Origin of the sequence: Acinetobacter sp. D009 (genome assembly GCF_038562025.1) — a bacterium.
Classification (GTDB): domain Bacteria; phylum Pseudomonadota; class Gammaproteobacteria; order Pseudomonadales; family Moraxellaceae; genus Acinetobacter; species Acinetobacter pittii.
In genome coordinates this window covers 1,842,982-1,861,657 of record NZ_CP151886.1, presented here as the reverse complement: position 1 = coordinate 1,861,657, position 18,676 = coordinate 1,842,982, and the positions used below count along the sequence as shown (strand labels likewise).

16 protein-coding genes are annotated in these 18,676 nt (G+C 40.2%); 7 read left to right on the top strand and 9 right to left on the bottom strand.

Annotated elements, in window-relative coordinates; translation table 11 throughout:
- Positions 1-95: 95 nt before the first annotated feature.
- Complete coding sequence (locus AAC388_RS08820; RefSeq protein ID WP_017481102.1) at positions 96-884, top strand: helix-turn-helix transcriptional regulator; 789 nt, start codon at positions 96-98, stop codon at positions 882-884.
- Here the strand turns inward: AAC388_RS08820 and AAC388_RS08815 are convergent.
- From AAC388_RS08815 to AAC388_RS08800, 4 genes are read right to left on the bottom strand one after another with little or no spacing between them, the layout of a single operon-like run.
- Positions 879-1,370, bottom strand: a complete 492-nt coding sequence (locus AAC388_RS08815) for a GNAT family N-acetyltransferase (RefSeq protein WP_311079788.1) — start codon at positions 1,368-1,370, stop codon at positions 879-881. The genes AAC388_RS08820 and AAC388_RS08815 overlap by 6 nt on opposite strands.
- Positions 1,367-2,131 carry an ABC transporter ATP-binding protein gene (locus AAC388_RS08810; RefSeq protein WP_311079786.1) on the bottom strand — a complete coding sequence of 255 codons (765 nt, stop codon included), beginning with the start codon at positions 2,129-2,131 and terminating at the stop codon, positions 1,367-1,369. The genes AAC388_RS08815 and AAC388_RS08810 overlap by 4 nt, the downstream gene beginning before the upstream one ends.
- Positions 2,128-3,138 carry an iron ABC transporter permease gene (locus tag AAC388_RS08805; RefSeq protein ID WP_081312750.1) on the bottom strand — a complete coding sequence of 337 codons (1,011 nt, stop codon included), beginning with the start codon at positions 3,136-3,138 and terminating at the stop codon, positions 2,128-2,130. The genes AAC388_RS08810 and AAC388_RS08805 overlap by 4 nt, the downstream gene beginning before the upstream one ends.
- A gap of 2 nt (positions 3,139-3,140) precedes the next feature.
- A complete protein-coding gene (locus tag AAC388_RS08800) occupies positions 3,141-4,160 on the bottom strand; it encodes an ABC transporter substrate-binding protein (RefSeq protein WP_342371521.1) in 1,020 nt (339 codons plus the stop codon).
- 323 nt (positions 4,161-4,483) lie between these two features.
- On the opposite strand from AAC388_RS08800, the gene AAC388_RS08795 reads away from it, so the two are divergent.
- Complete coding sequence (locus AAC388_RS08795; RefSeq protein WP_233732761.1) at positions 4,484-5,827, top strand: PepSY-associated TM helix domain-containing protein; 1,344 nt, start codon at positions 4,484-4,486, stop codon at positions 5,825-5,827.
- 116 nt (positions 5,828-5,943) lie between these two features.
- Here the strand turns inward: AAC388_RS08795 and AAC388_RS08790 are convergent, their stop codons facing one another.
- From AAC388_RS08790 to AAC388_RS08775, 4 genes are all read right to left on the bottom strand, one after another.
- Positions 5,944-6,816, bottom strand: coding sequence for an NAD(P)-dependent oxidoreductase (locus tag AAC388_RS08790; RefSeq protein WP_032003680.1), 873 nt, complete (start codon positions 6,814-6,816; stop codon positions 5,944-5,946).
- Positions 6,816-8,192: an MFS transporter gene (locus AAC388_RS08785; RefSeq protein ID WP_032003681.1), complete on the bottom strand. Its 1,377-nt coding sequence runs from the start codon at positions 8,190-8,192 to the stop codon at positions 6,816-6,818. Before AAC388_RS08785 ends, AAC388_RS08790 begins: the two co-directional genes overlap by 1 nt.
- 33 nt (positions 8,193-8,225) lie before the next feature.
- Positions 8,226-9,197 carry a D-erythronate dehydrogenase gene (gene denD / locus AAC388_RS08780; protein ID WP_233732766.1) on the bottom strand — a complete coding sequence of 324 codons (972 nt, stop codon included), beginning with the start codon at positions 9,195-9,197 and terminating at the stop codon, positions 8,226-8,228.
- Between the two features lie 213 nt (positions 9,198-9,410).
- Positions 9,411-10,346 carry a LysR family transcriptional regulator gene (locus tag AAC388_RS08775; protein WP_086376248.1) on the bottom strand — a complete coding sequence of 312 codons (936 nt, stop codon included), beginning with the start codon at positions 10,344-10,346 and terminating at the stop codon, positions 9,411-9,413.
- A gap of 111 nt (positions 10,347-10,457) precedes the next feature.
- Between AAC388_RS08775 and AAC388_RS08770 the strand changes: the two genes are divergently transcribed.
- The 3 genes from AAC388_RS08770 to AAC388_RS08760 all read left to right on the top strand — a co-directional run bounded on the left by AAC388_RS08770 (position 10,458) and on the right by AAC388_RS08760 (position 15,102).
- Entirely contained in the window at positions 10,458-11,633 is a 1,176-nt protein-coding gene (locus AAC388_RS08770) for a fumarylacetoacetate hydrolase family protein (RefSeq protein ID WP_233732769.1), read from the top strand.
- An 87-nt stretch (positions 11,634-11,720) separates the two neighbouring features.
- A complete protein-coding gene (locus tag AAC388_RS08765; RefSeq protein ID WP_342371520.1) occupies positions 11,721-13,508 on the top strand; it encodes an IlvD/Edd family dehydratase in 1,788 nt (595 codons plus the stop codon).
- A 16-nt stretch (positions 13,509-13,524) separates the two neighbouring features.
- Positions 13,525-15,102 carry an aldehyde dehydrogenase (NADP(+)) gene (locus AAC388_RS08760; RefSeq protein WP_342371519.1) on the top strand — a complete coding sequence of 526 codons (1,578 nt, stop codon included), beginning with the start codon at positions 13,525-13,527 and terminating at the stop codon, positions 15,100-15,102.
- Between the two features lie 81 nt (positions 15,103-15,183).
- Here AAC388_RS08760 and AAC388_RS08755 read toward each other — a convergent pair whose 3' ends face one another.
- Complete coding sequence (locus AAC388_RS08755; RefSeq protein WP_342371518.1) at positions 15,184-15,804, bottom strand: TetR/AcrR family transcriptional regulator; 621 nt, start codon at positions 15,802-15,804, stop codon at positions 15,184-15,186.
- Positions 15,805-15,970: 166 nt separating this feature from the next.
- Between AAC388_RS08755 and AAC388_RS08750 the strand changes: the two genes are divergently transcribed.
- Together AAC388_RS08750 and AAC388_RS08745 are read left to right on the top strand one after the other, a co-directional pair.
- Positions 15,971-17,548, top strand: coding sequence for an MFS transporter (locus AAC388_RS08750; RefSeq protein WP_342371517.1), 1,578 nt, complete (start codon positions 15,971-15,973; stop codon positions 17,546-17,548).
- On the top strand, positions 17,545-18,630 hold the full coding sequence (locus tag AAC388_RS08745) for an HlyD family secretion protein (RefSeq protein WP_032003689.1): 1,086 nt from the start codon (positions 17,545-17,547) through the stop codon (positions 18,628-18,630). The genes AAC388_RS08750 and AAC388_RS08745 overlap by 4 nt, the downstream gene beginning before the upstream one ends.
- Positions 18,631-18,676 lie beyond the last annotated feature (46 nt).

Below are 18,676 nucleotides of genomic sequence, written 5' to 3'. Positions count from 1 at the left end.
TATCTTCCTCATATTTATAGAGGCATGATATAAAATAGCCTTATGGCAAACTAACGTAGAAAAGCCATCTTTTTATTTATTTCAGCCAAAAATATATGCGTAATATTCCAATTATCGATGTAGATCATCTACCGCAAGTGGTTCTAGCGTTAGGGTCAGACTATCCTGCTGATACTTTGTTAGATACGCATAGCCATCGTCGTGCTCAGTTCTTATATGCACCCGAAGGACTCATGAAAGTTGAAACTGAAGATGGTCAATGGCTCGTTTTACCATACAGCGGTGTATGGATACCCGCAGGCAAACCACATCGGGTATGGCTATCTAAAGTCAGTACTTATAGTTTGTATATAGAAGCGGGCCATGCGCCAAGACAGGCAACATATTGCGAGGTTATCCAAGTCTCGCCTTTGTTACATCAACTGCTCATTCAGGCAAATCAGCTACCTATTGACTACCAACGTGCAGGCCGAGAAGGCGCTCTTATCGATTTATTGTTATATGAATTAGAAGCTGCACCAGCCCTACCTCTGTTTATTCCTCTGCCTCACAACACATTGTTATCTAAACACTGTGCTGAGTTTATGCAGCATCCTGATATTCATAGCAGCCCTAAAAATTGGGCACATGACCACAATAAAAGTGAACGGACTTTTCATCGTTGGTTTAAGTCTGAAACTGGCATGTCCTTTCAGGCTTGGCGTAATAGAGTCTGCATCATCTATGCTTTAAATGCCTTAAAAGAAAATATCTCGATTACTGAAATTGCTTTTAGTTTGGGCTATGAACACTCGGCAGCTTTTACCGCAATGTTCAGTAAAATTATGGGTTATCCGCCTACCCATTTTCAAAAAAGATTTCATACGCATGATAAAGCGCTATAAAGATTTACTCATGTGAATGGTGTCATACGTATCAATCCATTCCCGTTGAATAATCTCAAAACCTTGTAGAGTCCAAAACTCTTCAGCCGCCGGTAAAAATGGATGAGTATGCAAATAGAAACTAGTAATAGCATGGTTTTTGGCATGGCTAAACAACATGTTGCATAGTTGGGTTGCGATGCCATTACGTCGGTATTCAGGCAATACAAATAACTTAACCACCTCAACCGTATTAAGCGGCAAATCTAAATCAAAGCGATGGTCATAAGCTCGATAAGCAATCGTGCCAATAATGCGGTTTTGGTCTCTTACCGTAATAAAACAACCCAATGGATCATGGACATAAAATTGTTCAAAATTTTTTAAATCTTTGGGGACTTGCCCATGATAAATTTCTGGAAATAAGAGCTGCCTTGTATAAAGCGCAAACTCTACCGCAGGCTCATAGTCTGTTTTTCCAACCACCTGATAATTCAACATATTCATAGCCACGAATGATCAGGAATCACAATGGTTTTGTCTTGAATCATGGCTTCATGAAACTCAACATCATAAACACTTTTTAAAAACTTCGGATCAGTTATTCGTGTTTTAGACCCAGGCTTAACCACCTCATGTTGGCGCATAAAAAACAGATGATTTGCAAATAAAAAAGCTAAATTGGGATCATGCATAATCGCAATCACCGTAAAATTTTGCCGCGACAACTGACGCAATTTTTTCATTAAATAAGACTGATAATAAACATCGAGATGGTTGGTTGGTTCATCGAGCAAAATAACTTTTGGGGCTTGCACTAAAATACGGGCAATCATGACCAATTGTCTTTCGCCACCCGATAGCTCGGTATAAGGTCGGTCACGTAAATGCTCAATGTCTAAATCAAGCAAAGCTTGGTCTACACGTTCCCAGTCTGATTTTGAAGGACGATATCGGCTAAAAGCAGCACGTCCGGTAATCACTACATCTTTAACCAAAAATGGGAATACGGTTTTATGAAACTGCGGTAAAAAGCCGAGCAATGCAGCCCGATCTTTCCCTTTAAAGTCCGATAGTAGTTTTCCAGAGTAACGAATCAAGCCATCTTTTACAGGTTCTAGGCCAGCCATCAATTTAAAAAGTGTCGATTTTCCACAACCATTACGCCCTAAAATGACGGAAAACTGATTTTCAGGAAACTCCAGATGAATGTTTTTGAGAACCTGTTTGTGCCCATAGGCATAATTTAACTGATCAATTTGAATCATGCCCAATGAGTCCTCTGTGTTTTCATTAATAATAAGAAAAATGGTGCGCCAAGTAGCATGGTAAAAATACCAATCGGTATTTCAAACGTCAGTAAAACCCGAGAAAAGTTATCAATCATGAGTAGAAAACTACCGCCCAACACCATATTGGCAGGAATGCTGTAGCGGTGATCTGGCCCAACCAACATTCTCACAATATGCGGCATAAAGAGCCCATATAGACTAATAATACCTGCCGCAGCCACAGAAGTTGAGGTACATACAGTCACTAGCGCAATTAAAAGAAGTTGTTCCCACCTTGGGTTAACACCCACGGCCTGCGCTTCTTCAGCACCGAGTGCCATTAGGTTTAGGCGCCAACGCATCGCAAATAATCCAGCAAGACCAATACAAATAGGCAGCACGGCATATTGAACCTTTTGCCAAGACGCCTGATGTAAGTTGCCCATGGTCCATTGCACGATCGCTTGTAATTTAAATGGATCACTTAAATATTGAATAATCGTGAGACCTGCTAAAAACAGCCCCGAAACAATCATGCCCGATAAAATTACCATGACTAAAGACGTCTGGCTTTCGTGTTTTTGATGCGCAAATAAATATGTTAAGCCAACAGCACACACACCAAAAATAAAGGCTGATAGATTTGGCGAAAGCCAACTTAAAGAAAGTGCTAAAGCTGCACCAAACGCCGCACCAGATGAAATACCGAGTACATATGAGTCAACTAAAGGATTACGAAACAATGCCTGTAAACCATTTCCCGCAGTTGCTAACGCAGCTCCCACCATAAAGGTCAGTAAAATTCTGGGTAATCTCACATTTACGAGAATGTTTTGCATCAGTCTAAATTGCTCAGCATCAAAATATGGCGTACCAAACACCGCTTGCACACCCCACCGCAAATAATCCCATGCACTCAATGTTTGAGTTGGCCCAATAAGCAGCGAGATAAAAATCATGAGGAAAGGTAAAGGGTAAAACCAATAATATTTCAGTTTTTCCATTTTTATTGCACCAACGCTTTGGCAAGGTGTTCACTATACAACTTGGTTAAAATACGCTGTTGTAAAGCACTTACAGGTAAATCGGACTGTTCGGGATAAATACTGTGATTCAAATAAATCGCCGTAATAATAATTTTGATGGTGTGTGGGTTATATATAAATGCAGGACTCAAATTAAATACCTTTCGGTTTTGCACAGCACTTAAACCCTGTAATTCTTTTCGTTCATAAATTAGTTGGGGGTTGGTATTCCAAAGCACAATATTGTCGGGGTTCCATTCAATTAAAGTCTCGGGATTTACATTGGGTTGATTCGTATTGGTCTGAACAATGTTGTAAGCACCCGCCAGCTCAATAAAGTCATTGGTAATCGACTGACGTCCCGAGGTAGAAAAAATTCGGCCACCAGACCAAGCATAGTAAATCGATTGTTTATTTGGCTGACGTGCCGTTTTGGCTGCAACCTCCGCCACAATTTCATCAGAGAAATTTAAAATTTCCTGAGCTCGCTTTTGGGCACCGCTCAGAATAGCAATTTCAGAAAGTTCTTCTTTCACTTGCTGGTAAGTACTGGACTCCATGACATATACAGCAATGCCAAACTGCCGTAACAGCTCAATTGTTTGAGTCTGCCCGCTCCCTACAATCACCAGATCAGGTTTTAACAACACAAGACTTTCAATATTGGTTGCATTTGCTCCTTGTGAAGGCGTCGCAAGCTGCTTATTGGCAATACGCTTATCTATTTTTGAATAGGCATTAAACAATAAAGGTTGGATGTATACTTCGGCCGGTATGCCAATCACTTTATGACCTTGCCCTAGCATATATAAGCCATCTAAACCCGACTCAAACAAAGAAACAATTCTTTGGGCAGGTTTGGCTACACAGACTTTTGTATTTGTACTATCAAAGACACATATCGAATGGGCCGCTAACTTTTCTTGCGCTTTACCACTTTGTTCAGATGAAGAACATCCACATAGAATGAGTAAAGATAGTAATGAAGCTAATAACTTCATTACGGCATGCCTTGCACAAATATAGTGCAAAATAAAAAGACGTGTCTATTTGGTGCATTTTTCATGTAAAAAAACACCATAAGGGAGCAAGACGGTTTGAATTATCATTTATACAACAATCAAATAAAGTATGTTAGATAAGGTCTTAGATAGTAAGCAAAAAAAACGCCAAATTTACCAAGCAATAAAAACTATTTAATTATTGGCTTAAAAAGTGCACATCAGAGCTATTTAAATAATTTAATAATGGCTACAGCTCAATCAACATTAAAATAAATAACTCGTTATAATCCAGCCCAAAATCTGATAGACATTATCTTCCGATGCTGACCCACTCATCTTTCTGGCGTAGTCTTTACCGTTTAATTCATATTTATGCCGGTATTTTTATTGCACCATTTATCTTGTTCGCAGCAATCACTGGTTTACTCTATGCAATTACACCACAATTTGAACAAACCATTTATAAAGATGTTCTATATGTTGAGCCACTGAATCAAACACCACATAAGCTGAGCCAGCAAATTGAAGCTGCAAAGCAAGTAATGCCAAAGTCTGCACAGGTAATTGAAGTTAGGCCAGCCCCAAGCTCTGATCAGACAACACGTGTAATTTTTTCAGACCCTATCCACGATTTTACAAGTGAAGCCGTTTTTATTGATCCTTTTACACTTAAAGCTCAAGGTCATCTAGCGGTTTATGGTACGAGCGGGGTTCTACCGTTTCGAACTACGCTCGACCAGTTACATAGTAATTTATTACTAGGAAAATGGGGCCGCTTTTATAGTGAACTGGCAGCAAGCTGGTTAGCCATTTTGACTTTAACTGGACTGTATAATTGGTGGAAACGGCGTCAAAATCTTAAAATCAGGCAAACACAAAAAAATAGATTATTAAGATGGCATAGCACGTTGGGTTTAACTTTATTTCCTCTCTTATTAATAATCGCCGTTACAGGTCTTACATGGTCTGAATGGGCTGGCGATAATATTCGAGTTGCTCGTCAGTGGCTTAACTGGCAAACCCCAACTTTAGCAACTTCTCTTCAAACAGATAATTTACCTACAGTGATGCACCATGAACATCACGAGATGCCTCATAGTGAAAATCTTAATTTAAATATTGTCTCTACTGAGTACGATACTGCTCTTTCAATCGCCAGAGCACAGGGCATTGATGCAGCACAGATACAAATCAAACCACCGACTAGTGGAAATCAAGCTTGGACTATAGCCGAAATTCAGCGTAAATGGCCAACTCAAGCAGACAGTATCGCCATTGATATGGAACAACACAAAGTTATAGATCAACTTGCGTTTAAAGACTACTCACTGGTGGCAAAGCTCACTCGTTGGGGAGTTGATGCGCATATTGGTGTTTTATTTGGTTGGATAAATCAATTGGTACTGGCACTTTATGCTTTCACACTGTGTATTATGATTATTTATGCATATAAAGCTGCGTTTAAAAACTCGAATTTAAAACTCATGACAACCCATTTTGTTGGTCAAAGCTTATTGATTTGGAACCGCGCAACTGGGCCACAAAAAATATGGTTAATATTGCTGAGTTTCGTGTTAGGTCTTAGCTTACCTGTTTTTGGTTTTAGTATTTTATTTACACTGTTTATCTTTGCTATGCGTAAATATATTCCGTCTAAATCGTAAATAAAATTTCAATAACCACTAATTATTTTTCTTATTACAAAATCTAAGCATCAACCATAAAAAAAGCGGTACTTGATTATGTCTATTCATCAAGTACCGCTAAATTTAAAGCAATTTCACACTGGGTTCATTCGCTCAAGTTCACGAATTAAACCAGAATGGTCAAGTTCACCGTCTCCGGCAGCAAGCATATTTTCAAATAATTGGCTGACTTGTTGGGCAACAGGTAAATTCAATTCTAGTGATTTAGCATAGCTAACGGCTGTATGAATATCTTTATGCTGGTTTCGAGCAGTGCCTCCCGGTTTAAAATTTCTACTTAGCATACGCTCGCCATGTTGCTGTAAAATTGGAGAATCTGCAAAACCTCCTGTAAGTGCTTGTTTGAGCTTAATAGGATCAGCTCCAGCTTTAATGGCAAGCAATAAGCCCTCGCTTACAGTTGCAATGGTAGTTGCTACTATCATTTGATTGACAAGTTTTGCGAGCATTCCACAGCCAGCCCCGCCCACTAAAATTGGGCGTCCCATTGCACTTAAAATAGTTTCAGCCTGTGAAAATGTTTTAGCGTCACCGCCAACCATAATCGCTAGACTTGCATTTTTGGCACCTTTTTCGCCTCCAGAGACTGGAGCATCTAAATATTTAAACCCTCTTTCTCTGCATTTTTCACTTTGTGCTTGTGCAACTTCAACGGGTATTGAACTCATGACAATGACCGTACTTTCAGGTTTTAGCTTCGAAGTCGCGCCGTGTTCTTTAAACAGTATTTCATCACAGGTTTTTCCATCGCTAAGCATACAGATTAGAAACTCTACATCTTTCCCGACTTGTTCAAGGTCAAAGCAAACTTGGGCACCAGCTTCTTTTAAACTATCTGCTTTAGATAAAGTTCTATTCCAAACCTTAATTTGATGGCCTGCTTTGAGTAAATGCATAGCCATCGGTAGTCCCATAATGCCTGTCCCCACAAATCCAATGGTCGCCATTATTTCATCTCCGTAGCAGTTCGAACTTTAAGTTGCTGCTGTTCTACTTTTAAACTATTTGATTTTAACTTTGCTAATAACAATAAGCCCAAACCACCCATTGCTACAAAGCCAGCAATAGCAAGGAATGCCACTGTATAAGTGCCTGTGGTGGTATATAAATATCCAGTTAAATATGGACCAGTAAAACCACTTAAATTACCTACCGAATTAATTAATCCAATTCCAGCTGCGGCACCAACACCCGTTAGAGTTTGCCCAGGAATAGTCCAGAAAATGTTAATTGCGCTAAATACACCAATCGCAAGAAGAATAAAGCCGACAATAATGGCCCATGGTTGATTTACAATCAGTGCAATCGCAATGGCTAATGCCGCCATAAGTGCAGCACAAGCACCGTGTTTATAACGTTCTTGTTTACGGTCAGAACGGCGGCTCCATAGCACCATTCCAACAGCTGCAAATGCATATGGAATTGCGGTAAGTAAACCATTTTGAATAAGGCTAATTTGCATACCAAATGTGTTACGGAATGACTCTAAAACACTTGGTAAGAAGAAGAACATTGCATTTGAACCGGAAGTAATTCCAAAATAAACAACCGCCATAATCCAAACTAAAGGATTTTTAAATACTTGTTTAATGAGTTCACCTTTAGTTAAAGCAGCATCGGCAGATTGCTCTTTTTCTCTTTCTTCACGTTCAAGCGTATTCATGAGCCATTGACGCTGCTCAGCTGTTAACCACTCTGCTTCTTTTGGGTTATTGGTTAAATATTTAAGGCAGATTAGTCCTAAAATAATGGATGGGATCCCTTCTAGCACATACATCAAACGCCAGCCTTCATAGCCAATGGTATTGCCCCATTGCATAAGACCAACTGAAATTGGTGCTCCAATAATTTGAGCAATTGGCAATCCAAGATAAAACGTGGCAAAAACACGGGCACGATATTTTGCAGGAAACCATAAGGTTAAATAAAAGATCACGCCTGGAAAGAAACCCGCTTCAGCAATACCGAGTAAAAACCGTAAAACAATAAATTGCGTGCCGCTATGAATAAAGCCCATTAGTGCTGCAATGATTCCCCAAGTAATCATGATTCGGGCAATCCAGATCCGCGCTCCAAACCGATGAAGTAAAATATTACTCGGTACTTCTGCAATAAAATAACCTAGAAAAAATACACCCGCACCTAAACCAAAAATGGTTTGAGTAATTCCAAGTGCATCATTCATATGTAACGCAGCAAAACCAATATTGGTCCTGTCTAGAAATGCCATAATGAATAGAATAATGAGAAACGGGATAATTCGGTTCGAAATACGTTTAATTGTCTGCTCTTCGAGAGCAGTTACATTCTTGATATCTTCCATAATAACTCTCACATCAACTGGCGATCACTGCCATTAATTTTGGGTATCTTCTATATGTGCCTGAATCACGCTTTCAAAATTTTTATCTGCTTGGAAACCTAAAGATTCGGCATATTCAGCTTTCACCTGAACAGGCCAACTTTGAACAATACGTTGAATGGTTTTGTCTTCTTGCCATTGCACCAAATCAGTTGCTTGTTTGCCCGCAACTTTTTCAAGCGCTTCCAGCATTTCTTTAACCGTAACTGTTAATCCCGGTAAAGGAATGATTCGGTTATCTTGAAGTACATCTGAAGAAATTGACGCCGCTTTAATCATCGACTCAACACAACGTCGCGGTGAAGTAACAAAGACTGGAGTATCTGACGGTACTGGGCAAACGGCCGTTTCGCCTTTTAACGGTTCGCGAATAATTGAACTAAAAAATGTCGATGCCGCTTTATTAGGTTTACCGGGACGAACCACAATAGTCGGTAGTCTTAAAATACGGCCATCAATAAAGCCTTTTCTTGAGTAATCCGATACAAGCAATTCTCCTACTGCCTTTTGCATGCCGTAAGAAGACTTTGGTGTAACCACAGTCTCATCTGTCACAATCTCTGGCAACTGTCCGCCAAATACAGCACAGCCACTGGCAAAAATGACTCGAGGCGTAGTTTGTTTCTTTCTTAATTCTTCTAATAAATTTAAGAGTCCATACAGATTAACATCCATACCTAAATCAAAATCAGCCTCCGCTGCCGAGCTCACCACAGCAGCCAAATGCCAAACGACATCAATATTTTCTGTAATATGAGCAACTGTAGTTTTATCGGTAATATCACCGACAATCACTTCAATTCTCGGATCTTGCGGCAAATCATCGCCTGCAAATGCATCAAACAGAATAATTTTATCGATGGGCTCAGGTTTATTGTTATCTAAATTCAAACTGCCAGTTTTTAAGATCTCTTTGGCAATTTGTTTTCCAATAAAACCTGTTCCACCAGTGATTAGCACATTCATACAGAGGTCCTTTCCTAGTTTTTATTCACTTAAAAACTTTTGTAATTGTCGTGAATTAAACGATAAGGAGTCCTTTCAATAATTTCCAATGAATAATTTCTAAATATTGATAACTTTTTAATATCAGTTTTGTGTTTATAAATTTACTCAATAAAGCAAGTTGTCTTTCAACTTGAAAACCTCAAACCGCTCCTTGGCTTGAGGCTGAATACTTTATTTACGTTTCGCATTTTTAAGTAAGATATTAATAAATGCTGCTGCAATATCAGAAACTGGTTCATCTTTACGCGTCAAAATTCCATAATCCTGCGCATCTAAAATTAGATCTGTTTCTAAAATCTGCAATTGCCCTTCTTTTACCTGATCGATCACCATGGCTTCGGGCAACATTCCTACCATAGGCGCACCTTTTAAGATCTGCAAAAAGGTCTGCATCGACATGGTATTGACTGTATTTAAGGGAATTTTAACTTTAGCTCGGGCAAATGCGCCTTCCATACGTTGTCGAATTGGCGTGCCTTTAGGATAAAGTACCCACGGCCAATTTAATAATTCTTCTAATGTACAAAACTTTTTCTTTGCACATGGATGAGCATTATTTACAACAATACAAAACGGCTCTGGGCCTAAAGGTTGAAAATCAAAAAACTGACTTTGTGTCACATCGGTAAAACGGCCAATAGCTAAATCTAAAGTATGCTCACTTAGCATTTCCATTAAATGGTCACTGGTCTGCTCAACAACATCAATAGAAAGTAGCGGCCATTGTTTCTTAATCTCAATAATTGAGTTTGGAATCACCACAGCGGTTGCAGCAAAAATACCCCCTACTTTTAAAAAACCGTGACCACCTAATCGTAAAATTTCAATGTCTTCGACAAAATGCTTTGCATCATTTAACACACGCTGGGCATATCGAATTACATGTTCACCCAAGGCTGTTACTGGCATATTTCTAGGCAGCCGCTCAAAGACCTGAAACCCAAGCAGACCCTCAATTTCCTTTAGCATTTTACTAACAGCAGGTTGACTTAAATTCATCTGCTCGGCAGCTAAATGCATGTTATTGGTTCTCGCCAAAGTTTCCAACAACACCAAGTGTTTAAATTTCAACCAATTATTTAAACTTGTGTAAGTCAAATCTGCCATTTATAAAAATCCTTTTCGATAACTTTTCGTTATTAATAATTAAATTATTACGATTGGTGTTTATTAAATAAGAAACATATCATGATTTCAAATAAAAGAAGGATGCTTTAAATGAACTTTACGTTAAATTCCCAGAACTCATTACCAGACGACGCTACCCAAGGATGTTTAATTGGTCGCGCGTGGATTCCAAATCAAATTTCCGGTCCATCTCCAATTCTTTTAAAAGGTGATCAGGTTTTTGATATTTCTGAAAAGTTCCACACGATTTCCCAGTTACTTGAAAGTTCAGATCCTTTAAAAGCTTTATCTGAAATTGAAGGAAAATTAGTTGGATCAATTGATGAGTTGTTTGCCAACACAGTCGCTGAACCAGATACCAACAAGGCATATTTTTTAGCCCCTATTGATCTGCAAGTGATTAAAGCGGCAGGTGTTACTTTTGCCGCAAGCATGTTAGAACGCGTGATTGAAGAGCAAGCAGGTGGCGATGCACAAAAAGCCCAATCCATCCGTGAAATTGTACAAGGGGTAATCGGCGATAATTTAAAAACAATTGAACCCGGTTCTGATAAAGCGCTGCAACTCAAAGAATATTTAATTGAACAAAAAATGTGGTCTCAATATCTTGAGGTGGGTATTGGTACAGATGCCGAGATTTTTACTAAAGCCCCTGTTTTAGCAGCCGTAGGAACGGGTCAAAATATTGGTATTCACCCAAAGTCTGAGTGGAATAATCCAGAACCAGAAGTCGTATTAGTTGCCAATAGCCAAGGTAAAATTTTAGGTGCGACTTTAGGTAACGATGTGAATTTACGGGACTTTGAAGGCCGTAGCGCCCTACTGTTGAGTAAAGCAAAAGATAACAATGCTTCGTGTGCAATCGGCCCCTTTATTCGCCTTTTTGACCATACTTTTACTTTAAATGATATCCGCGCTTGCGATGTTGAACTGAAAATTGAAGGGACAGATAACTTTGTGCTTAATGGGGTGAGCTCTATGTCTCAGATTAGCCGTGACCCGGAAGATTTAATTCAACAAACCCTCAATGAAAACCACCAATATCCAGACGGTTTTGTTTTGTTCTTAGGTACTTTATTTGCACCGACTCAAGATCGAGAACAAGCTGGGGCTGGCTTTACCCATAAAGTTGGAGATGTGGTCCGTATTCATTCACCTAAACTCGGCACTCTATACAACACGGTCATGACCAGTGACAAAGCAACGCCGTGGAATTTTGGAATAAATGCTTTGATGCGTAACTTGAAGCAACGTGAATTACTATAATTTTCACGTATTATCGACTGGTTCAATCGTAATATTCAGCACTTGAAAAATTAAATTACTGAGCAAGATCAGTAGAAGGATCTAAAAATGAATGATCAAGATAAACGGATTTTTTTACGTAGCCAAGAATGGTTTGATGATCCTACACATGCTGACATGACAGCACTCTATGTCGAGCGTTACATGAATTATGGCCTGACCCGTGCCGAGCTACAATCCGGCCGCCCGATTATTGGGATTGCACAAACTGGCAGTGATTTAACCCCATGTAACCGTCACCACAAAGAACTTGCTGAACGCGTTAAAGCGGGTATTCGAGATGCGGGTGGTATTCCCATGGAATTTCCCGTTCACCCAATTGCTGAACAGTCTCGACGCCCTACTGCTGCACTCGATAGAAATTTAGCTTACTTAGGTCTAGTTGAAATCTTACATGGCTATCCACTTGATGGTGTGGTACTAACAACGGGCTGCGATAAAACGACACCTGCATGTTTAATGGCAGCCGCAACAACAGATATACCGGCAATCGTGTTATCTGGTGGGCCAATGTTAGATGGTCATTTTAAAGGTGAGTTAATTGGCTCAGGCACGGTACTTTGGCATGCAAGAAATTTACTTGCCACAGGTGAAATCGACTATGAAGGCTTCATGGAAATGACCACTTCAGCATCGCCTTCGGTCGGGCATTGCAACACCATGGGCACTGCACTTTCTATGAATGCTTTGGCAGAAGCGTTGGGTATGTCTTTACCGACATGTGCAAGTATTCCGGCGCCGTATCGTGAACGTGGGCAAATGGCCTATATGACAGGCAAAAGAATTTGTGAAATGGTTCTAGAAGATTTACGCCCTTCTAAAATCATGAACAAACAATCATTTGAAAATGCCATTGCGGTAGCCTCAGCATTAGGCGCATCAAGTAACTGCCCTCCTCATTTAATTGCAATTGCTCGTCATATGGGGATTGAGCTGAGTTTAGAAGACTGGCAACGTGTTGGAGAAAGCATCCCGCTCATTGTGAACTGCATGCCGGCGGGCAAATATTTGGGTGAAGGTTTCCACCGTGCCGGTGGTGTTCCTGCTGTATTACATGAATTACAAAAAGCAGGTGTTTTACATGAAGACTGTGCATCAGTCAGCGGTAAAACGATTGGGGAAATTGCTAAAAATGCAAAAACCTCAAATGCAGATGTAATCTTCCCTTATGAACAACCATTGAAACATGGCGCAGGTTTTATCGTGCTGAGTGGTAATTTCTTTGACAGTGCCATTATGAAAATGTCTGTCGTTGGTGAGGCATTTAAGAAAACCTATTTATCTGACCCAAATAGTGAAAATAGCTTTGAAGCACGTGCGATCGTTTTTGAAGGACCAGAGGATTACCACGCCCGAATTAATGATCCAGCTTTAAAAATTGATGAACATTGTATTTTGGTCATCCGTGGCGCTGGCACTGTTGGTTATCCGGGCAGTGCGGAAGTTGTAAATATGGCCCCACCCGCAGAGTTAATTAAAAAAGGGATTGATTCACTGCCTTGCTTAGGAGATGGCCGCCAAAGTGGAACTTCTGCCAGCCCATCTATTCTCAATATGTCACCCGAAGCGGCTGTAGGGGGCGGCATTGCTTTATTAAAAACCAATGATCGTTTACGTATTGATTTAAATAAACGTTCAGTCAACGTACTCATTTCTGACGAAGAGTTAGAACAACGCCGCCGTGAATGGAAACCGATGGTCTCTGCATCTCAAACACCTTGGCAAGAAATGTATCGCAACATGGTAGGTCAATTATCTACTGGTGGTTGTTTGGAACCCGCAACTTTATACATGCGAGTCGTAAACCAAGACAACCTTCCAAGACACTCTCATTAATTTCAGGATATTTGTTATGACCATTATCGGACACAACTTTATTGGTGGTTCACGCAGCACACAAAGTTCAACTTTACTAAAAAGTGTGAATGCAACAACTGGCGAAGCTTTGCCTTATGAATTTCGCCATGCAACCGAACAAGAGGTGAATCAAGCCTGTGAAGCTGCAAGTCAAGCGTTTAAGACTTACCGCCATACATCACCTGAACAGCGTGCTACTTTTTTAGAAAATATTGCCGATGAGCTTGATGCTTTGGGTACAGATTTCCTAGAAATCGTCTCACAGGAAACCGCTTTGCCACTTGCACGCTTACAAGGTGAACGTGGCCGTACCAGTGGGCAAATGCGTTTATTTGCCAAAGTGTTGCGCCGTGGTGACTTTTTAGGTGCTCGTATTGATACCGCTTTACCTGAGCGTCAGCCTTTGCCTCGTCCAGACTTGCGTCAGATTAAAATCGGTGTTGGCCCTGTTGCGGTCTTTGGGGCAAGTAACTTTCCTTTAGCATTCTCAACCGCAGGTGGTGACACTGCTTCGGCACTGGCCGCAGGTTGTTCTGTAGTGGTAAAAGCCCACAGTGGGCATATGACGACAGCAGACTTTGTAGCTCAGGCAATCGAACGTGCCGTAGAAAAATCAAATATGCCAAAAGGTGTATTTAACATGATCTACGGTAATGGCGTGGGTGAACCTTTAGTGAAACACCCTTTAATTCAGGCTGTTGGTTTTACAGGTTCACTTCGTGGTGGTCGCGCTTTATGCGACATGGCCGCAGCCCGCCCACAACCGATTCCGGTATTTGCTGAAATGAGCAGCATTAACCCGATGCTGATGTTGCCAGAAGCCTTAAAAAATCGTGGTGAAAAAATTGCACAGGATTTGGCAGATTCAGTAGTGCTCGGCTGTGGTCAGTTCTGTACCAGTCCAGGATTAATTTTGGGAATTAAATCAGCCGAGTTTACTCAGCTCATTAGTAACCTAACCGAAATTATGGGTGGTAAACCTGCGCAGACTATGCTGAATACCGGCACCTTAAAAAGCTATACCGCTGGTCTTGAGCATTTAACCCAGCATCAAGGTATTGAACACTTGGCAGGCAATACTCAACAAGGCAATCAGGCGCAACCGCAACTGTTTAAAGCTGATGTTGACTTATTGTTGGCAGGCGACCAACTTCTGCAAGAAGAAATCTTTGGGCCAACTACGGTCATCATTGAAGTGGCAGATAAAGCCCAACTGATTCAGGCACTAAAAAGCATGAATGGTCAGCTGACTGCGACTTTAATTGCTGATGAGGCAGACTTAACCGAGTTTGCAGATGTAGTTCCAGTGTTAGAAGAAAAAGCCGGTCGATTACTTTTAAACGGTTACCCAACGGGTGTGGAAGTGTGTGATGCGATGGTGCACGGCGGACCATATCCAGCAACTTCAGATGCAAGAGGTACTTCAGTTGGAACCTTAGCTATTGATCGTTACTTAAGACCTGTGTGTTATCAAAACTATCCGCAGAGTTTATTGCCAGAAGCTTTAAAAGACAGCAATCCATTGCAGGTTTTAAGGTTGGTGAATGGTGAGATGACCAAAGAAGCGATCTAATCAATTAAAAAAAGAGACCACAAAATGGTCTCTTTTTAATTTCCACATCCAGAGCTTATAGATAGAATAAAATCCCCTAAATTAATTTGGTTTGTAATTGATATTTTTTAAAAACAAATCAACCGCATACTCAACCCAAGTACTAATTTCATTCTCTGATATTAAATAATCAGGATGCGTCAAACATTTTAGATGAGCATCACTTCTTAATAACGATAAAAATATATTCGCAGCAACTTCTGAAGAAGAGCTTAATTCAATTTCGCCCTGTTTAACGGATTTTTCTAGATATCCTGCAATGATATTTGCTAGACGCTGTGGACCCAACTCAAAGAATTTTTCAGATAACTCAGGGAATCTTACCGCTTCTGCAATACAGACCCTAAAAAAAGCCAAACCTGAATGCGATAATATAAAACACAGATAGGTCTTCCCAATTTCAGTTAGAGCTGAGCGTAAATTGTCAGCTTTTGTCTCAACTAAAATAATTTGTTTTTGCATGTTGGTACATTGACGTTCAATCACCGCTGCAAACATCGCTTCTTTATTCTTATAGCAACCATACATTGTTGCTTTTGAAACCCCCGCTTCCTTTTGAATCATGTCTGTCGTTGTGCCACTAAAGCCGTGGATCAAAAAAAACTTTGTTGCTGCATCCAGAATTTTTTGATCTTTTTCATGAGCTTTTGTTGAACCAGACATATTGACCTTATAAAAATTTTAGCGATTTCGTTCTAAGTGTAACTCATCGAAAAGTTCAAAATCGAGAATTGACGGAAATTTAATTAAAGAGTAGAGTACCGATCGGTACAGTACAGTAAATATCTACTCCGTGCAATGAATTGATGTTTAAGATTTAAGGTAAAAGATGAATACAAAGCCACTCATCGGTTTAGCAGGTGCAATATTTGCTGCAATGACTGTTGAATTTAATAACCGAATTACCAGCATTACTTTAGTCGACATTCGAGGTGCAATGGGCATTAGTGTCGACTCGGGTTATTGGGTTAACAGTATTTACGCAAGTGCAATGATTATTGGAATGATCCTGTCTACGAGTTGGGCAGTCATTTTTTCTATGCGCAGAGTTCTTCTTTTTGCCATAGGACTTTGCCTTGTTTCTAGCGTTTTAATTCCTTTTAGTCCAAATATCGAAATCTTTTATCTATTACGTGGCTTACAAGGGCTCGCCAATGGTTTAACCATTCCTTTGCTCATGGCCTGTGCGCTTAGATTTTTAGGACCTGATATTCGACTATGGGGTCTCGCCTGCTATGCATTAACTGCGACGTTCTTTCCCAACTTAAGTGCTGCACTCTCAGCTTTTTACTTAGATGTAATTGGATGGAAAATGATATTTTTCCAAACCATTCCTTTTTGTGCGCTAAGCGCTGCACTGGTGTATTTTGGTATTCCCCAAGATCCATTGAATTATTCAAGAATAAAAAATTACGATTGGATGGGTGCCATTTTAGCGATTATTAGCTTAGCGAGCCTGAGCACAATGTTGTTGCATGGCAACCATTTAGACTGGTTCCATTCCCAATTAATTTGTGTATTAGCCTTAATTAGTGCGATTACTTTACCTTGGTTTTTCATACATGAGTGGCGTTATCCGTCACCACTCATTAAACCGCAAATGCTCGAAATCAGAAATTTTGCTTATGCTGTTTTCGCACTCTTTTGCTTTGTCATTATTGGTATGTCCACCAGCACATTACCACTCAATTACTTAAGTGCAGTGCATGGCTATAAACCCACTCAGACCATGTGGATTGGCTTACAAATTGCAGCATTGCAATTTATCTATATTCCTATTGTTGTGAAGCTTTTAAATCAAGCTTGGGTGGATAGCCGATATGTACACGGGTTTGGTTTACTTCTGGTCATTGCGGGTTGCCTAGGTGCAAGCCAACTTGATACCACATGGAATCAAGATCAGTTTTATTTTTGGCATGCAATCTCATGTCTGGGGCAAACCTGTGTCGTGCTCTCGCTCTTAATGATGGGGACAAACAGTGTTCACCCAACTATGGCAATTTATGCATCCCCTATGATTAATACCCCGCGTGCTATTAGCGGTGTACTGGGTGTTTGTATTTTAGACTGGATCAGTCGAGTACGCGGTGAATACCATTCAACACGACTGATTGAAAATACAGCCCAACATGTTTTCCAAAATATTCAAGGCCCTGTTATTAATCCACTTACTCCACCTGTGCTCACCGCAAATGGTGCAGATCGTGTTTCAGGTGGTTTATCTGCCCTAAATTCTGCGATTCAAGCGCAACAATCAGTTTTAGTTATTAGCGATCAATATCTCATCTTAGCTGGCCTTACCGCTATTTTATTCATCGTGATGTTGATTTTGCCAGTTCGAACTTATCCGCCACGTATTGCTCTCATTAAGTTAATGAATAGTCATAACTCAGGAAAATCTTTATGAGTACTCTCGAAGCCCAAGACACCACCCATACCGAACCACCCAAGTTAACCAAGGTGCAATTTCTCAAAAAGCATTGGGTTATGGCTATTGCGTTTATTATTGTCTTAGCATCTATTTTGTGGGTTTTAAAACTTATATTTTTACCGTCTTCGGTTGTTGAAACAGACGATGCACGTGTAGATGTAGAGTATTCAACTATTGCCCCTAAGGTATCTGGCAATATTGAAGAAATTTACATTAAAGATCATCAGACCGTAAAAAAAGGCCAACTTTTAGCAAGGATTGATGCACGTGATTATCAAGCTGCTTTGGCTGAGGCTGAATCTAATTATGCCAAAGCGCAAGCTGACCTGAGTGAAGCAATGCTCGCAGTGGATAGACAACCCACTGTTATTCGTGAAACTGAAGCACAGCTGAGAAAAGTAGAAGCTGGAATTAAGCTCACAAAAGACAATACGGCGCGTTATGAGCAACTACAAGCACTTGGAGCGGAATCTAGATTAATTACCCAGCAGTCTAAGACTACATTGACTGAACAATATGCTGACTTAGACAGCAGTAAAGAAAAAGTGATTGATGCACAGTATCAGCTCAACCAATACAAGATTCAGGTACAAGCCAAACAAGCTGCTCTTAAACAAGCACAAGCCGCACTTGATAAAGCAAAACTAAATTTGAGCTATACAGAGGTTCGTGCGCCTATTGATGGCATGATTGGTCAAAAGTCAGCTAACGTAGGTAACTTTGTGAGTGCTGGTAATCCACTCATGGTGGTTGTTCCTTTAGATCAGGTTTATGTTGAAGCCAACTTCCGTGAAATTGAATTAAAAAAGATCAAGATTGGACAACCAGTTAATGTCTATGTAGATGCTTATAACGTTGAATTAAAAGGTGTGGTAGATAGCTTTTCTCCATCTACCGGCGCATTTTTTTCTCCCATCTCGGCGACTAACGCGACTGGTAACTTTACCAAGATTGTTCAGCGCCTTCCTTTACGAATTAAGCTTATTGAAAATCAAAAAGACGTTAAATTATTACGCCCAGGTTTATCGGTTTTAGTCTGTATTGATACGACTAAATAGTTCGTCTAAATCTTGGAATATGAGAGAAAAAAAGAGACCGTTTATG

Excerpts from the sequence above, each read along its gene's own strand:
- AAC388_RS08820 (WP_017481102.1), top strand. The coding sequence starts at position 96 with ATGCGTAATATTCCAATTATCGATGTAGATCATCTACCGCAAGTGGTT.
- AAC388_RS08815 (WP_311079788.1), bottom strand. The coding sequence starts at position 1,370 with ATGAATATGTTGAATTATCAGGTGGTTGGAAAAACAGACTATGAGCCT.
- AAC388_RS08810 (WP_311079786.1), bottom strand. The coding sequence starts at position 2,131 with ATGATTCAAATTGATCAGTTAAATTATGCCTATGGGCACAAACAGGTT.
- AAC388_RS08805 (WP_081312750.1), bottom strand. The coding sequence starts at position 3,138 with ATGGAAAAACTGAAATATTATTGGTTTTACCCTTTACCTTTCCTCATG.
- AAC388_RS08800 (WP_342371521.1), bottom strand. The coding sequence starts at position 4,160 with ATGAAGTTATTAGCTTCATTACTATCTTTACTCATTCTATGTGGATGT.
- AAC388_RS08795 (WP_233732761.1), top strand. The coding sequence starts at position 4,484 with ATGCTGACCCACTCATCTTTCTGGCGTAGTCTTTACCGTTTAATTCAT.
- AAC388_RS08790 (WP_032003680.1), bottom strand. The coding sequence starts at position 6,816 with ATGGCGACCATTGGATTTGTGGGGACAGGCATTATGGGACTACCGATG.
- AAC388_RS08785 (WP_032003681.1), bottom strand. The coding sequence starts at position 8,192 with ATGGAAGATATCAAGAATGTAACTGCTCTCGAAGAGCAGACAATTAAA.
- denD (WP_233732766.1), bottom strand. The coding sequence starts at position 9,197 with ATGAATGTGCTAATCACTGGTGGAACAGGTTTTATTGGAAAACAAATT.
- AAC388_RS08775 (WP_086376248.1), bottom strand. The coding sequence starts at position 10,346 with ATGGCAGATTTGACTTACACAAGTTTAAATAATTGGTTGAAATTTAAA.
- AAC388_RS08770 (WP_233732769.1), top strand. The coding sequence starts at position 10,458 with ATGAACTTTACGTTAAATTCCCAGAACTCATTACCAGACGACGCTACC.
- AAC388_RS08765 (WP_342371520.1), top strand. The coding sequence starts at position 11,721 with ATGAATGATCAAGATAAACGGATTTTTTTACGTAGCCAAGAATGGTTT.
- AAC388_RS08760 (WP_342371519.1), top strand. The coding sequence starts at position 13,525 with ATGACCATTATCGGACACAACTTTATTGGTGGTTCACGCAGCACACAA.
- AAC388_RS08755 (WP_342371518.1), bottom strand. The coding sequence starts at position 15,804 with ATGTCTGGTTCAACAAAAGCTCATGAAAAAGATCAAAAAATTCTGGAT.
- AAC388_RS08750 (WP_342371517.1), top strand. The coding sequence starts at position 15,971 with ATGAATACAAAGCCACTCATCGGTTTAGCAGGTGCAATATTTGCTGCA.
- AAC388_RS08745 (WP_032003689.1), top strand. The coding sequence starts at position 17,545 with ATGAGTACTCTCGAAGCCCAAGACACCACCCATACCGAACCACCCAAG.